This is a genomic window from Streptomyces sp. NPDC020801 (assembly GCF_044334385.1).
GTDB lineage: Bacteria > Actinomycetota > Actinomycetes > Streptomycetales > Streptomycetaceae > Streptomyces.
The window spans coordinates 66,913-80,153 of the sequence record NZ_JBIRST010000022.1 but is presented as its reverse complement, the minus strand read 5'-3'; the positions used below and the strand labels follow the sequence as shown (position 1 = coordinate 80,153).

Below are 13,241 nucleotides of genomic sequence, written 5' to 3'. Positions count from 1 at the left end.
GACGCGGAGGACGAGTGGCGCGGCTGGCGGGCCGCGGCCGAGGAGGCGCTGTACGGGCCGGACGGCTTCTACCGGCGTCCCGAGGGACCGGCCGGTCACTTCCGTACGTCCGTGCACGCCTCGCCGCTGTTCGCGGGGGCCGTGGCGCGGCTGCTGTGCCGGGTCGACGGGGCGCTGGGACGCCCGGCCAACCTCGACTTCGTCGACATGGCGGCCGGGCGGGGCGAGCTGGCCGCCGGGGTGCTGGCCGCGCTGCCCGCCGAGGTGGCCGCACGCGCGCGCGTGCATGCCGTCGAGATCGCCGGCCGCCCGGAGGGTCTGGACCACCGGATCGAGTGGCGGGCCGAGCCCCCGCGCGGGATCACCGGACTGCTGTTCGCCAACGAATGGCTGGACAACGTGCCGGTGGAGGTGGCGGAGGTGGATTCCGCCGGCGTCACGCGGCGCGTTCTGGTACGGCGGGACGGCACCGAGCGGCTCGGTGGGCCGGTGGCGGGTGCCGAGGCAAAGTGGCTGGCGCGTTGGTGGCCGCTGCCCGCCGAGCAGGGCCTGCGCGCGGAGATCGGACTGACCAGGGACGCCGCCTGGGCCGAGGCTGTCTCCCGCGTGGAGCGGGGCCTCGCGGTCGCCGTCGACTACGCGCACACCGCCGGGGCGCGACCGCCGTTCGGTACTCTCACCGGCTTCCGGGAAGGACGCGAGACCGCTCCCGTTCCGGACGGATCGTGCGACATCACGGCGCACGTCGCCCTGGACGCGTGCGCCGCGTACGTGCCCCCGGGCGCCCGTCTCCTGACCCAGCGCGATGCCCTGCGCGCCCTCGGTGTCACCGGCGCACGCCCCTCGCTCACCCTCGCCTCGACGAGCCCCGCGGAGTATGTACGCGCCCTCGCGCGCGCCGGTGAGGCCGCCGAGCTCACCGCGGCGGGGGGACTCGGCGACTTCGGCTGGCTGCTGCAGCCGGCCGGCGTCCCGGCAGGGGACGCGGCGGCCCTATTTGTCGATGTCCCCGACCACGAAGAACATTGACCCCAGGATCGCCACCATGTCCGCCACCAGCGTCCCCGGCAGCAGCTCGGCGAGCGCCTGGATGTTGTTGTACGAGGCCGAGCGCAGCTTCAGCCGGTACGGCGTCTTCTCGCCCTTGCTGACCAGGTAGTAGCCATTGATGCCGAGCGGGTTCTCGGTCCACGCGTACGTGTGCCCCTCGGGCGCCTTGAGGACCTTGGGCAGCCGCTGGTTGATCGGGCCGGGCGGCAGCCCGGCCAGCCGGTCCAGGCACGCGTCGGCGAGGTCGAGCGCGTTGTGGGTCTGCTCCAGCAGGCACTCGAAGCGGGCGAGACAGTCGCCCTCCCGCCGGGTGACCACCTTGAGGACGTCCTGCAGCTCCCCGTACCCCAGGTACGGCTCGTCGCGGCGCAGGTCGAAGTCGACGCCCGAGGCGCGCGCGATCGGGCCGCTCACGCCGTAGGCGTGCACGGCCCCGGGCGTGAGCTCGCCCACGCCCCGCGTACGCCCCCGGAAGATCTCGTTGCCCAGCACGAGGTCGTCGAAGACGTCCATGCGTGAGCGGACGGCGGCGACGGCGGCACGCGCGCGCCTGGCCCACCCGGCCGGCAGGTCCTCCTTGAGGCCGCCGACCCGGTTGAACATGTAGTGCATCCGTCCGCCGGAGACCTCCTCCATGACGTTCTGGAGGACCTCCCGCTCCCGGAAGGCGTAGAAGACCGGCGTGATGCCGCCCAGCTCCAGCGGATAGGAGCCGAGGAACATCAGATGGTTGAGCACCCGGTTCAGCTCCGCGAGCAGCGTGCGCGTCCACACCGCGCGCGGGGGGACCTCCATGCCGAGCATCCGCTCCACCGCGAGGACCACGCCCAGCTCGTTCGAGAAGGCCGACAGCCAGTCGTGACGGTTGGCGAGCATGATGATCTGCCGGTAGTCACGCGCCTCGAAGAGCTTCTCCGCACCGCGGTGCATATAGCCGATCACCGGCTCCGCGCGTGTGATGCGCTCGCCGTCCAGCACCAGCTTCAGCCGCAGCACACCGTGCGTGGACGGGTGTTGGGGCCCGATGTTGAGCACCATGTCGGTGCTCTCCGCGGCGCCGCCGATCCCGACCATGGTCTCCGTCGTAGGAGTCATGTGCACAGTCTCCCCTACGTACGCTTGCCCCATGGAAACGGGGAGCCTGGGAAGCGAACGGACGACCGGGGGTGAGCCGGCCTGGACCGCGCTGCCGCCGGGCCTGCTGCGGATGCGACGGCTGCTGCTGGTGGTGTGGCTGAGCCTGCCGGCCCTGGCGGCGGGGCTGCTGCCCGGACTGCTGGCCGGTCCGGCCTGGTCGGCCTTCGCGCTGCTGCCGCTGGCGCTGATGGCCTGGGGCTGGGTGCTGCTCGGCCGCAACTGGCGCTCCTGGCGGTACGCCGAGCGCGCCGACGACCTGCTGATCAGCCGGGGCGTGCTGTGGCACGAGGAGACCGTCGTGCCGTACGGGCGGATGCAGCTGGTCGAGGTCACCTCCGGGCCCGTCGAGCGGCACTTCGGGCTGGCCACCGTCCAGCTGCACACGGCAGCCGCCGCGACCGACGCGACCATTCCCGGCCTCCGTCCGGCCGAGGCCGAACGGCTGCGCGACCGGCTCACCGAACTCGGCGAGGCCCGATCGGCGGGACTGTGACGGCGGCGGGGGGCGAGGAGGCCGTAGCGAGGGACCTCGGGGGCGGGCCGGCCGCACAGGGGCGTCACGGCGACGGGCGTCACGGCGAGGAGCCCCGCAGCGAGCTGTCTTCCGGCGCCGGACCCGGCGCCGGACCCGTCAGCGAAGAGCGTTCCGGTGACGCGCCCGCCGGCGCGGGCGCCGTGCGCGACGAGCGGCCCGTGATCGAACGGCGGCTGCACCCCGTGACACCCCTCAGGCGGGCGTGGGCGCCGGTCGCCGTGCTCGCGGGCTGGGCCGCGCACGACCCCGACCAGGCGCAGCACCAGCTGGCGCGGCTGACGACGACCACGCTGCTGATCGGACTGGCGGTACTCGTCCCGGCGGCCGCCCTCCACGGCTTCCTGTCCTGGTGGTTCACGCACTTCGCGGTGACCGGCAGCGAACTGCGCATCCGCACCGGCCTGTTGTTCCGCCGCACCGCGCACATCCGGCTGGAGCGGATCCAGGCCGTCGACGTCACCCGGCCGCTGCTCGCACGGGTCGCGGGCGTCGCGAAGCTCAAGCTCGACGTCATAGGGACGGCCAAGAAGGACGAACTCGCCTTCCTCGGCGAGGACGAGGCCAGGGCCCTGCGGGCCGAACTGCTCGCGCGGGCGGCCGGCTTCGCCCCCGAGACCGCGCACGAGGTCGGTGAGGCTCCCGCGCGCGAGCTCGTGCGCGTCCCCCCGCGCATGATCGCGGTGTCGCTGCTTCTGATCGGCGCGACCTGGACGTCGCTGACCGCCGCGATCGTCGTACCGCCACTGCTGTGGCTGGCCACCCACAGCCTGTGGACGGTGCTCGCGACCGCGGTGCCGTTGCTGGGCGGGGCCGTGACGGGCAGCGCGGGGCGCTTCATGAGTGCGTACGACTGGACGGTGGGCGAGTCGCCCGACGGACTGCGGATCGACCGGGGGCTGCTAGACCGCACCCACGAGACGGTGCCGCCCGGGCGGGTCCAGACCGTACGGATCGTGGAGCCGCTGCTGTGGCGGCGGCGCGGCTGGGTACGGGTCGAACTGGACGTGGCCGGGTCGTCGAACTCGGTGCTGCTTCCGGTCGCCCCGCGCGAGGTCGCCGAGTCGTTGATCGCACGAGTACTCCCGCAGGCGGTGCCGGGGACCTCCGCGCCGGTACGACCGCCCCGGCGCGCCCGGTGGTGTGCACCGGTGCGGTGGCGGGGGTACGGAATCGCCGTCACCGACACGGTGTTCGCCGCGCGGTACGGGCTGCTGCGGCGCCGGATCGCACTGGTGCCGCACGCCAAGGTGCAGAGCGTGCGCCTCACGCAGGGGCCGTGGAAGCGCGCGTGGGGCGTCGCCGACGTGCACGTGGACACCGGGGCCGACAAGACGGTGACGGCCCGCCTGCGGGACGCACAGGAGGCCGCGGAACTGCTCCGGGCGCAGGCGGACAGGTCGCGCACGGGGCGCAGGAGCGCGCGGCCGGACCGGTGGATGGCTTAGGGCCCCTCTTCCGGACCGGGCCCCGGCCACCCTCCGGACAAGCGGGACGGGCGCGGCACCTGGTGCCGCGCCCGTGGTGCAGGTCGCTGTTCCGTTCCCGTGCTCCCGGGTACCGCGGTCCCGGGATTCGAAGTCCCGGAGTCCCGTGGTCCCGTGGCCCGCACTCAGGAGGCCGCGGTCCGCAGGCCCTGTATGTCGATCTGTTCGGTCTCGTCGTGAGCCGTCAGGTCGATGACCTGGCCCACGGCCCGGGAGTGGGCGTCGGCCGGCTTGTACTGCGACTCGGCGTCGGCCTTGTGCAGGGCGAGCGCCTCCTGGCCCACGACGTCGGCGAGGTCCTCGTTCTGGACGGCCTCCAGGGCGGCGGACGGCGATCCCTTCTGCGTACCGAAGAAGTCGAACCCGCCCTCGACCACCGGACGGCGCGCGGGCGCGGCCGGGACGACGGCCACCGCGGTCGGCACGGTGAAGTGCCCAGAGGGCTGCTGCACGGCCTTGGCCGGCTCGGCGGCCGGATCGGCCGGCTCCGTCGCTTCGACGGACTCGGTCACTTCGGCCGGCCCGATCGCTTCGCCGGGCTCCGTCGTGGGGGCGGCGGCCGCGTGCTCGTGCGCGTCGGCCGCCTCGGGCTGCCCCTGCGGTTCGTCCTCCCGCGCGGGGGACGCCTCGGCGCCACCGTCCCTCCCGGGGCCGGGCTCCTTGGCGGACTCCGCCTCGGCGTCCGCCGCCGCGTCGGCCTTGGTGACCGCGTCGGCCTTCGTGACCGCGTCGGCCTTCGTGACCGCCGGCTCGGCCTTCGGCGCCTCCGCCTTCTTCGCCTCCGCCTCCGGCGTCCCGTCGCCGTCCGCGCCGAACCGCGAGAGCGCGGCGTTGGCGCGCAGGAACAGCTGGGACCCCTCCGGGGAGAACACGGCGGGAGCCACGGCCGCCGGTTCCTCCTGCGCGGGCCCGGCATCCGCGGCCTCGGTGCTCGCGGTCTGTGCCTCCGCGGGCTCCGTGGTCTGCACGGGCTCCGTGGTCTCCACGGGCTCCGTGGCCTGCGGGGCCTTTGGGGCCGCCGCGTCGGGGTCCGCGTTCCGGTCGGCCGCCGCGGGCGGCAGGGCGGGGGCGTCGGAGACGTTCTCTATCTCCAGCAGGCGGCGGCCCTCCAGGGCGCTGGCGCGCTCGGTCTCCGCCGTGGCGTACCGCCGCAGCAGCGCCGCGTGCTCGTTGCGCAGCCCCGCCAGCTCCGCCCGCTTCGCCCGCAGCTTCTGCTCGAGCCGGACGCGCAGTTCACGCGACTCCTCGAGGTCGGTCTCGAGTTCGGCGACCCGTTCCTCGAATCGCCACTCGTCGCTCGCACGCGCGCGTGCGAGGTCGGCGACCTGCCTGCCCGCCTGTGTGTCCCAATGGCGCATGACGACCGCGCCGATGACGGCCGTCGCCGCGGCGGCCGCGGCGAGCGAGCGCAGCACCATCGGCGCCGAGAACACCCAGGGGCCGAGGGCGCACACAACGGAGACGCCGGCGATCGCCGTGGGAGGCAGCAGCCTGTGCAAGGGCGGGGAATGGCGGTGACGTCCACGTGGCATGGCCAGAAACTTACCGCGCGTAGGCGAATCGTGGTGGCCCGCCCCGCAAAAAGACAGCCATGTCCGAACCTCTTTTCACAAGATCGTTTTCAGCGGTCCGTCAGCCGTCCGCTGATCCACTGCAGCGTCGGGGGAATCTCCCGCCGCCAGGTGTTGAAGTTGTGCCCGCCACTGCTGAGGATGATCGACGAGATCCGGGTCTTGCCGGTCGCCTTCACCGCGTCGATGAGCTTGAGCGTGGCCTTGTAGTTGCCCTCGCCCACCTTGCTGCTGGTGACCAGCAGCGAAGTGTCGGGCGCCGGCAGGTGCTTGACGCTCCACAGCAGGTCGGCACGATTCTGCAGATTCTTGTTCCCGTGGAACAGATCGCCCGTCGTGGGGTCGATCGGCGACTTGTAGTACGCGGAGAGTCCCGCCCCGGCGGCGTATGTCTCGGGGTGGTGAATGGCGAGCTTCAGGGCGCAGTAACCGCCCGTGGAGTCACCGACGATGCCCCAGCCGCTCGGCTTCTTCGCGACCCGGTAGTGGGCGAGGACGGCGTCGGGCAGATCCTTGGCGAAGAACGACTCGGTCTGCGGGCCGCCTGGAATGTCCACGCACTCCGTGTCCCGCGGCGGCGCCAGCGTCGGCCGGAGCATCACCAGGATCATCGGCTGCATCCGCCCGCTCTTGGCGAGGTCCTGGGCCGTGCGCGGGTACTGCAGCTTGCTCACCAGCGCGTGGGCGGTGCCCGGGTAGCCGGTGAGGACCACGGCGGCGGGGAACGTACGCGTGCGGTACTGCGGCTGGAAGTACTCCGGCGGCAGGTAGACGTACGCCGGCGTGGCGATGTGGGTCGTACGGCCCACGATGTCGACCTTCTGGATCTGGCCGGCGATCTGCGGCCGCGTCCCGTTCGACATCTTTATCCGCTCCGTGCCGACCACCTGCAGAGGGCCGCTGGTGGCGCCGTTGGCCGAGTTGTCGACGACGACGCCCTGGTCGGTCTCCTGACCGAACAGGTCCGCCCAGCTGGCGTAGAAGCCGAACGCCTGGTTGGCGGCGAGGCCGACGCAGGCGAAGATCGCGGCCTGGGTGGCCAACAGGATGCCTACCCGTCCGCTGACGGCCCGCCAGTTGCGCCGCGCCAGACGCGGCCAGAGCCACACCGTGGCGACGAACAGCAGCACGGCGAACAGCACCGCCAGTACCAGCACTTTTTTGCTCGTGAGACCCATGGGCTCTTTCCTGCCTGCACTTCCCGCCCGGGCCGCCGCCGCTCCATTGGCGAAGACTTGCCCCGGCCTTTCCCTGGCCTTTGACCCGACTTTCCGGTGGGGAGTGAACCTCCCTCCCCCAGACACCGTCCTAGAGGGCGCAATGTCGCCGGATGCCCGGGATCGGCACCGGATTCAAGGTCTCTCGCAGAACTACGGGATGCGATGTCTGTCAGGATAGATGGGGAATTGTCGGACGGGGTTCCGAGCCGATCGAGCCGGGTGCGGCGCATACTCCGCGGCCCGCGCCCCGCGGCCGTCCCCGTGCTGGTCGGCTGGGCCTGCACTCTCGTGGGCCTCCTGGACATTGCCGCGGGCGTGTTTCCGCGCTTCCGGCACAGCCGTATGCACGCCATGGCCGAGGTGCTGCCGGGCTCGTTCGGCCCGTTCGCCGCGGCCCTCTCACTCAGTGCGGGCGTGCTGTTGCTGCTGCTCGCGCACGGCATCAAGCGGCGCAAGCGCCGGGCGTGGCGTGCGGCCGTGGCACTGCTGCCGGCCGGCGCGGCGGCGGAGTTCGTCTACCGGCACTCGGTGGTCGGCCTGGTCATCTCGCTCGCGCTGCTCGCGCCGCTGCTGATTCACCGCAACGAGTTCGCCGCACTGCCGGACCCGCGCAGCCGTTGGCGGGCGCTCGCCAACTTCGTGCTGATGAGCGCGGGTTCGCTCGCCCTCGGCATGGTCATCGTCAGCGTCCACTCCAACCGCATGGTCGGCAACCCGAGCGTGGCGGACCGGCTGACCCACGTGGTCTACGGCCTGTTCGGCTTCGAGGGCCCGGTCGACTACCAGGGCAACACCTCCTGGACGGTGGCCTTCTCCCTCGGCGCGCTCGGCTGGCTCACCGCGGTCACCACCATCTACCTCGCCTTCCGCCCCGAGCACCCGGCCGCGCGCCTGACCGAGGAGGACGAGAGCCGGCTGCGCACCCTGCTTGCCAAGCACGGCGCGCGCGACTCCCTCGGCCACTTCGCGCTGCGCCGCGACAAGGCGGTCGTCTTCTCCCCCAGCGGCAAGGCGGCGGTGACCTACCGCGTCGTCTCCGGCGTGATGCTCGCCAGCGGCGACCCCATCGGCGACGTCGAGGCCTGGCCGGGCGCCATCGAACGCTTCATGGACGAGGCCAGGGCCCACTCCTGGACGCCCGCGGTCATGGGCTGCTCCGAGACCGGCGGCGAGGTGTGGACCCGGGAAACCGGGCTGGACGCCCTGGAACTCGGCGACGAGGCGGTGGTCGACGTCGCGGATTTCTCGCTCGCCGGACGCGCGATGCGCAACGTCCGTCAGATGGTCAAGCGCATCGAGCGGGCCGGCTACGAAACGCGGGTGCGGCGCATCCATGACCTCGGCGAGGCCGAGCTGGAGCGCATCCGGCGGGCCGCCGAGGACTGGCGCGGCACCGACACCGAGCGCGGCTTCTCCATGGCGCTCGGCCGCATCGGCGACGCCGCCGACGGCGACTGCCTGATCGCCACCGCACACAAGCAGGACGACGAGCCGGGCGAGTACGGCGATCTGAAGGCGATCCTGCACTTCGTGCCCTGGGGCACCGACGGCGCGTCCCTGGAGCTGATGCGGCGCGACCGCTCGGCCGACCCCGGCATGAACGAACTGCTGATCGTCGCCACACTCCAGGCCGCCCCGAAGCTCGGCGTCAAGCGGATCTCGCTGAACTTCGCGATGTTCCGCTCGGCGCTGGCGCGCGGCGAGAAGATCGGCGCGGGTCCGGTGCTGCGCGCCTGGCGGGGGCTGCTGGTCTTCCTCTCGCGCTGGTTCCAGATCGAGTCGCTGTACAAGTTCAACGCCAAGTTCCAGCCCCGCTGGGAGCCGCGGTTCGTCGTCTACCGCGCCTCCGCCGACCTGCCCCGCATCGGCTTCGCCGCCATGCAGGCGGAGGGCTTCGTCAACTTCGCCCTGCCGATGCCGCGCTTCCTGCGCCGCCGCCGCAGCGCCGTCCAGCGCCCGTGCGCGCACGCGGTCGCCGAACAGGACGTCCGCGCGGCGTGACCCCGGACAGGCCCGGACGGAAGCCCTTTTGCCCCCCTCCAGCCCAGGGGCTTCCGCCCGGGCCGCGATCGTCACGACCGCGCTCCGGCCCTCCTTCGCCCTCTCGCTCCCGCTCGCACTCACCCCCGCACTCGCACTCACCCCCGCACTCGCCCCCGCACTCGCACTCGCCCCGAATGCTCCCCTCAGGCGCAGGAACGTTCCGTCCTCCCCCGTCCGCACCCGGCGTCTCCGCTCGGGTCGAAGACGTTGCGGCCTGGCCCGGGGCCTACGCTGAACGTATGAGCAACCAGAGCGGGCGCGGCCGAGTGGCGGGCCTTCCGGCATGGGACCGCTGCGCGGTCATGGGAGTCGTGAACGTGACCCCCGATTCCTTCTCCGACGGCGGCCGCTGGTTCGACACGACCGCCGCTGTCAAGCACGGCCTCGACCTGGTCGCCGAGGGCGCGGACCTGGTGGACGTCGGCGGCGAGTCCACCCGGCCCGGTGCCACCCGCGTCGACGAGGCCGAGGAGCTCCGGCGTGTCGTCCCCGTGGTGCGCGGCCTCGCCTCCGAAGGCGTCACGCTCTCGGTCGACACCATGCGCGCCCGCGTCGCCGAGCAGGCGCTCGCGGCGGGCGCCGCCCTCGTCAACGACGTCAGCGGCGGCCTCGCCGACCCTGCCATGATCCCCGTGGTGGCGGACGCGGGCGCCCCCTTCGTCGTCATGCACTGGCGTGGCTTCCTGCAGGGCGGCAACGTCCAGGGCGTGTACGAGGACGTCGTGGCCGAGGTCACCGAAGAACTGCACGCGCGTGTGGAGGCCGTTCTGGAGGGCGGCATCGCCCCCGACCGCATCGTCGTCGACCCCGGCCTCGGCTTCTCCAAGGAGGCCGGACACGACCTGTCGCTCCTGGCCCACCTCGACCGCCTGCTGCGCCTCGGCCACCCTGTCCTGGTCGCCGCCTCGCGCAAGCGGTTCCTGGGCCGGGTCCTGGCCGGCCCCGAGGGCGCACCGCCGCCCGCGCGGGAGCGCGACGCCGCCACGGCGGCCGTCTCCGCGCTCGCGGCGCAGGCGGGCGCGTGGGCGGTACGCGTGCACGAGGTGCGCGCGACGGCGGACGCGGTACGGGTCGCGCGCGCGGTGGAGGGGGCGCGCGCCGGCGGGAGCGCTCCGCGTCCCCGCGAAGGAGCCCGGTGAGCGCCCCGCACACCGACGTCGAGCAGGTCGAGGCCGCCAACACCGCCTTCTACGAGGCGATGGAACGGGGCGACTTCGAGGAGCTGTCCTCGCTCTGGCTCACCCCGTCCGACCTGGGCGTCGACGAGGAGTACCACGATCCGGCAGACAGCGGCGTGATCTCCTGCGTGCACCCCGGCTGGCCGGTGCTCACCGGCCGCGGCGAGGTGCTCCGCTCCTACGCCCTGATCATGGCGAACACCGACTACATCCAGTTCTTCCTCACCGACGTCCATGTCTCGGTCACCGGTGACACGGCCCTGGTCACCTGCACCGAGAACATCCTCAGCGGGGGCCCGGCGCCCGACGACGGCGACGAGCTGGGCCCGCTCGTCGGACAGCTCGTCGTCGCCACCAACGTGTTCCGGCGCACGCCCCTTGGCTGGAAGCTCTGGTCCCACCACGCCTCCCCCGTTCTGGCCGAAAACGATGGTGAAGAGGACGACGACACTCCCGGCTGAGTGGGTAGACGGGCGGCACAGGCGGAACAGGCGCCGGGAAACAGCGGCCCGGACGTGTCCGGAATCACGGGCCCGGGGGCCGGGGCGGGCCACCGACCCATGAGTGGCCGGGTTCTCCAGGGGAAACGCGGGGTGAAACCTGCCGGTCCCGGCTCGCACCCCCGTGCCCGCGGCCCGGCTTTGTCAGTGCCCGCAGGTAGATTCGTTCCGGGGCCGGTGTACCGTCCGCACGCGGTAGGGACCGGCCGTGACCGACGATTGCAGGAGTGATTCGCGTGGATCGTGTCGCGCTGCGCGGCCTGAGGGCCCGCGGGCACCACGGTGTGTTCCCCAAGGAGCGCGAGGAGGGCCAGATCTTCCTCGTGGACCTCGTCCTGGGACTGGACACCCGTGCAGCCGCGGCCGACGACGACCTGGCGAAGACCGTGCACTACGGCATCGTGGCCGAGGAGGTCGTGGCCGTGGTGGAGGGCGAGCCCGTGAACCTCGTCGAAACGCTCGCCGAGCGGATCGCCCAGGCCTGCCTGAAGCACGAAGGGGTCCAGGAGGTCGAGGTCTGCGTGCACAAGCCGGACGCCCCGATCACCGTCCCCTTCGACGACGTGACCGTCACCATCACCCGGAGCCGAGTATGACGCGACCGACCACCATGGGTCACAGCGACCCGACCGTCCAGCCGGTACCCGCCTCCGTCGTCGAACAGGTCGACGCCGCCGACACCACCCTGCAGAACCCCAAACGGGCCGTGATCTCGATCGGCTCCAACCTCGGCAACCGCCTGGAGACCCTCCAGGGCGCCGTCGACGCCCTCGAGGACACCCCCGGCGTCCGCATCAAGGCGGTCTCCCCGGTCTACGAGACGGAGCCCTGGGGCGTCGAACCCGGTACCCAGCCGTCGTACTTCAACGCGGTGGTGGTGCTGAAGACGACCCTGCCGCCGTCCTCCCTCCTGGAACGGGCGCACGCCATCGAAGAGGCCTTCAACCGGGTCCGGGACGAGCGCTGGGGCCCGCGCACCATCGACGTCGACATCGTCGCCTACGCCGAAGTCGTCTCCGACGACCCGCGCCTCACGCTCCCTCACCCCCGTGCCCACGAAAGGGCCTTCGTCCTCGCGCCGTGGCACGACGTCGATCCCGGGGCACATCTCCCGGGCCGCGGCCCCGTGGCCGACCTCCTGACCGCCGTCACCCGGGAGGGTGTCGAACCGCGCGCGGATCTGGAACTCCGGCTGCCCGAGTAGTCGTTAAGGTCAAGACGACGCTACGGCACGACCGGGCCCGAGACCGGGCCGGGCCGAACCGCCGAGAACCGGCCACAGTCCGGGGGAGCTGAAGGGACACCGTGAAAGAGCTGCGGATCAGGGTGCTGGCCGGCGTGTTCGTGGTCGCCGGAGTGCTCTCCTGGGCGGGCGCCCGCCTGTGGAACTCGGTGGGGACACTCCCCAGTGTCCCTCTGGCCGCCCCCATCGTCCTCGCCCTGATCGCCGCGGTCCTGCTGTCCACGGCGCTCCCGCTGCGCGCACGTCTGAGGGCCCAGCGCGAGCGCCGCCCCGGCGCCAAGGGCGTCGACCCCCTGATGGCCGCCCGTGCCGTCGTCTTCGGCCAGGCCAGCGCCCTGGTGGCCGCCCTCGTCGCCGGCATGTACGGCGGCACGGGCGTCTTCCTCCTGGAGCTCCTCGACATCCCCGCCCGCCGCGACCAGGCCATCTACGCCGGCCTCTCGGTCCTCGCCGGCATCGCCGTCATAGCGGCCGCCCTGTTCCTCGAGCGCGTCTGCAAACTCCCCGAGGACGACGACGAGAACCACAGCGGCGCCGAGCCGGTGGCCTGAGCCACCGGCCACCTCACCCGCGCCGCGATCCGCAGCGGCGCGATCTGCAGCGGCGCGATCTGCAGCGGCGCGATCTGCAGCGGCGCGCCATGATCCGGATCAGCGCGCCATGATGAGGCTCATCGCCTCGTTCCGCGTCGCCGCGTCGCGCAGCTGACCGCGCACCGCCGAGGTGATGGTCTTCGCACCGGGCTTGCGGATGCCCCGCATCGACATGCACATGTGCTCGCACTCCACGACGACGATCACGCCGCGCGGCTCCAGGATCTCCATCAGCGAGTCCGCGATCTGCGTGGTGAGGCGTTCCTGCACCTGCGGACGGCGGGCGTAGACGTCCACGAGCCGGGCCAGCTTGGACAGCCCCGTGATCTTCCCGCTGGTGGACGGGATGTAACCGACGTGCGCAACTCCCCTGAAGGGGACGAGATGGTGTTCGCAGGTCGAGAACACCTCGATGTCCTTCACGAGGACCATCTCGTCGTGCCCCAGGTCGAACGTCGTCGTCAGGACGTCCTCGGGCTTTTGCCACAGGCCGGCGAATATCTCCTTGTACGCCCGCGCCACGCGCGCCGGGGTCTCACTGAGGCCCTCGCGGTCCGGGTCCTCTCCGACCGCGATGAGGAGCTCGCGTACGGCGTTCTCGGCACGCTTCTCGTCGAACTCACCGAGGGTGCCCTCGCCGTCCAGCGTCACGGGGTCGGTCATGTGAAGCCTCGTTCCTGTGTGTCT

13 protein-coding genes are annotated in these 13,241 nt (G+C 72.4%); 9 read left to right on the top strand and 4 right to left on the bottom strand.

The features are described 5' to 3' along the window. Window positions 1–48: 48 nt before the first annotated feature. Window positions 49–1,029 carry an SAM-dependent methyltransferase gene (locus tag ACH4UM_RS33705; protein ID WP_398187951.1) on the top strand — a complete coding sequence of 327 codons (981 nt, stop codon included), beginning with the start codon at window positions 49–51 and terminating at the stop codon, window positions 1,027–1,029. Here the strand turns inward: ACH4UM_RS33705 and ACH4UM_RS33700 are convergent. Continuing rightward, the gene (locus ACH4UM_RS33700; RefSeq protein ID WP_398187829.1) at window positions 994–2,145 is read right to left on the bottom strand and encodes an NADH-quinone oxidoreductase subunit D; all 1,152 of its coding nucleotides are present in this window, start codon (window positions 2,143–2,145) and stop codon (window positions 994–996) included. The genes ACH4UM_RS33705 and ACH4UM_RS33700 overlap by 36 nt on opposite strands. Window positions 2,146–2,176: 31 nt before the next feature. Between ACH4UM_RS33700 and ACH4UM_RS33695 the strand changes: the two genes are divergently transcribed. Both ACH4UM_RS33695 and ACH4UM_RS33690 read left to right on the top strand, forming a co-directional pair. Further along, window positions 2,177–2,680: a PH domain-containing protein gene (locus tag ACH4UM_RS33695; protein ID WP_398187826.1), complete on the top strand. Its 504-nt coding sequence runs from the start codon at window positions 2,177–2,179 to the stop codon at window positions 2,678–2,680. A gap of 182 nt (window positions 2,681–2,862) precedes the next feature. After that, window positions 2,863–4,167 (top strand): PH domain-containing protein, encoded by a 1,305-nt coding sequence (locus tag ACH4UM_RS33690; protein ID WP_398187948.1) that lies wholly within the window; start codon window positions 2,863–2,865, stop codon window positions 4,165–4,167. A 164-nt stretch (window positions 4,168–4,331) separates the two neighbouring features. Here the strand turns inward: ACH4UM_RS33690 and ACH4UM_RS33685 are convergent, their stop codons facing one another. Next, the gene (locus ACH4UM_RS33685; protein ID WP_398187823.1) at window positions 4,332–5,738 is read right to left on the bottom strand and encodes a hypothetical protein; all 1,407 of its coding nucleotides are present in this window, start codon (window positions 5,736–5,738) and stop codon (window positions 4,332–4,334) included. Window positions 5,739–5,827: 89 nt separating this feature from the next. Then, window positions 5,828–6,955, bottom strand: coding sequence for an alpha/beta hydrolase (locus tag ACH4UM_RS33680; protein WP_398187820.1), 1,128 nt, complete (start codon window positions 6,953–6,955; stop codon window positions 5,828–5,830). A gap of 204 nt (window positions 6,956–7,159) precedes the next feature. Here ACH4UM_RS33680 and ACH4UM_RS33675 point away from each other — a divergent pair, with 204 nt between their 5' ends. From ACH4UM_RS33675 to ACH4UM_RS33650, 6 genes are all read left to right on the top strand, one after another. After that, the gene (locus tag ACH4UM_RS33675; RefSeq protein WP_398187817.1) at window positions 7,160–8,998 is read left to right on the top strand and encodes a phosphatidylglycerol lysyltransferase domain-containing protein; all 1,839 of its coding nucleotides are present in this window, start codon (window positions 7,160–7,162) and stop codon (window positions 8,996–8,998) included. 281 nt (window positions 8,999–9,279) lie between these two features. Beyond that, the gene (folP, locus tag ACH4UM_RS33670) at window positions 9,280–10,179 is read left to right on the top strand and encodes a dihydropteroate synthase (RefSeq protein WP_398187814.1); all 900 of its coding nucleotides are present in this window, start codon (window positions 9,280–9,282) and stop codon (window positions 10,177–10,179) included. Continuing rightward, window positions 10,176–10,679 (top strand): nuclear transport factor 2 family protein, encoded by a 504-nt coding sequence (locus ACH4UM_RS33665; RefSeq protein ID WP_398187811.1) that lies wholly within the window; start codon window positions 10,176–10,178, stop codon window positions 10,677–10,679. Before folP ends, ACH4UM_RS33665 begins: the two co-directional genes overlap by 4 nt. A gap of 275 nt (window positions 10,680–10,954) precedes the next feature. Next, window positions 10,955–11,314: a dihydroneopterin aldolase gene (gene folB / locus ACH4UM_RS33660; RefSeq protein WP_398187808.1), complete on the top strand. Its 360-nt coding sequence runs from the start codon at window positions 10,955–10,957 to the stop codon at window positions 11,312–11,314. Then, window positions 11,311–11,922, top strand: a complete 612-nt coding sequence (gene folK / locus ACH4UM_RS33655) for a 2-amino-4-hydroxy-6-hydroxymethyldihydropteridine diphosphokinase (protein WP_398187806.1) — start codon at window positions 11,311–11,313, stop codon at window positions 11,920–11,922. The genes folB and folK overlap by 4 nt, the downstream gene beginning before the upstream one ends. A gap of 101 nt (window positions 11,923–12,023) precedes the next feature. Continuing rightward, entirely contained in the window at window positions 12,024–12,512 is a 489-nt protein-coding gene (locus tag ACH4UM_RS33650) for a DUF3180 domain-containing protein (protein ID WP_398187803.1), read from the top strand. Window positions 12,513–12,611: 99 nt separating this feature from the next. Here the strand turns inward: ACH4UM_RS33650 and folE are convergent, their stop codons facing one another. Then, window positions 12,612–13,217, bottom strand: coding sequence for a GTP cyclohydrolase I FolE (gene folE, locus ACH4UM_RS33645; RefSeq protein ID WP_398187800.1), 606 nt, complete (start codon window positions 13,215–13,217; stop codon window positions 12,612–12,614). Window positions 13,218–13,241 lie beyond the last annotated feature (24 nt).

Coding starts and splice junctions, on each gene's coding strand:
- folE (WP_398187800.1), bottom strand. CDS start 13,217: ATGACCGACCCCGTGACGCTGGACGGCGAGGGCACCCTCGGTGAGTTC.
- ACH4UM_RS33680 (WP_398187820.1), bottom strand. CDS start 6,955: ATGGGTCTCACGAGCAAAAAAGTGCTGGTACTGGCGGTGCTGTTCGCC.
- folP (WP_398187814.1), top strand. CDS start 9,280: ATGAGCAACCAGAGCGGGCGCGGCCGAGTGGCGGGCCTTCCGGCATGG.
- ACH4UM_RS33700 (WP_398187829.1), bottom strand. CDS start 2,145: ATGACTCCTACGACGGAGACCATGGTCGGGATCGGCGGCGCCGCGGAG.
- ACH4UM_RS33675 (WP_398187817.1), top strand. CDS start 7,160: ATGTCTGTCAGGATAGATGGGGAATTGTCGGACGGGGTTCCGAGCCGA.
- folK (WP_398187806.1), top strand. CDS start 11,311: ATGACGCGACCGACCACCATGGGTCACAGCGACCCGACCGTCCAGCCG.
- ACH4UM_RS33685 (WP_398187823.1), bottom strand. CDS start 5,738: ATGCCACGTGGACGTCACCGCCATTCCCCGCCCTTGCACAGGCTGCTG.
- ACH4UM_RS33695 (WP_398187826.1), top strand. CDS start 2,177: ATGGAAACGGGGAGCCTGGGAAGCGAACGGACGACCGGGGGTGAGCCG.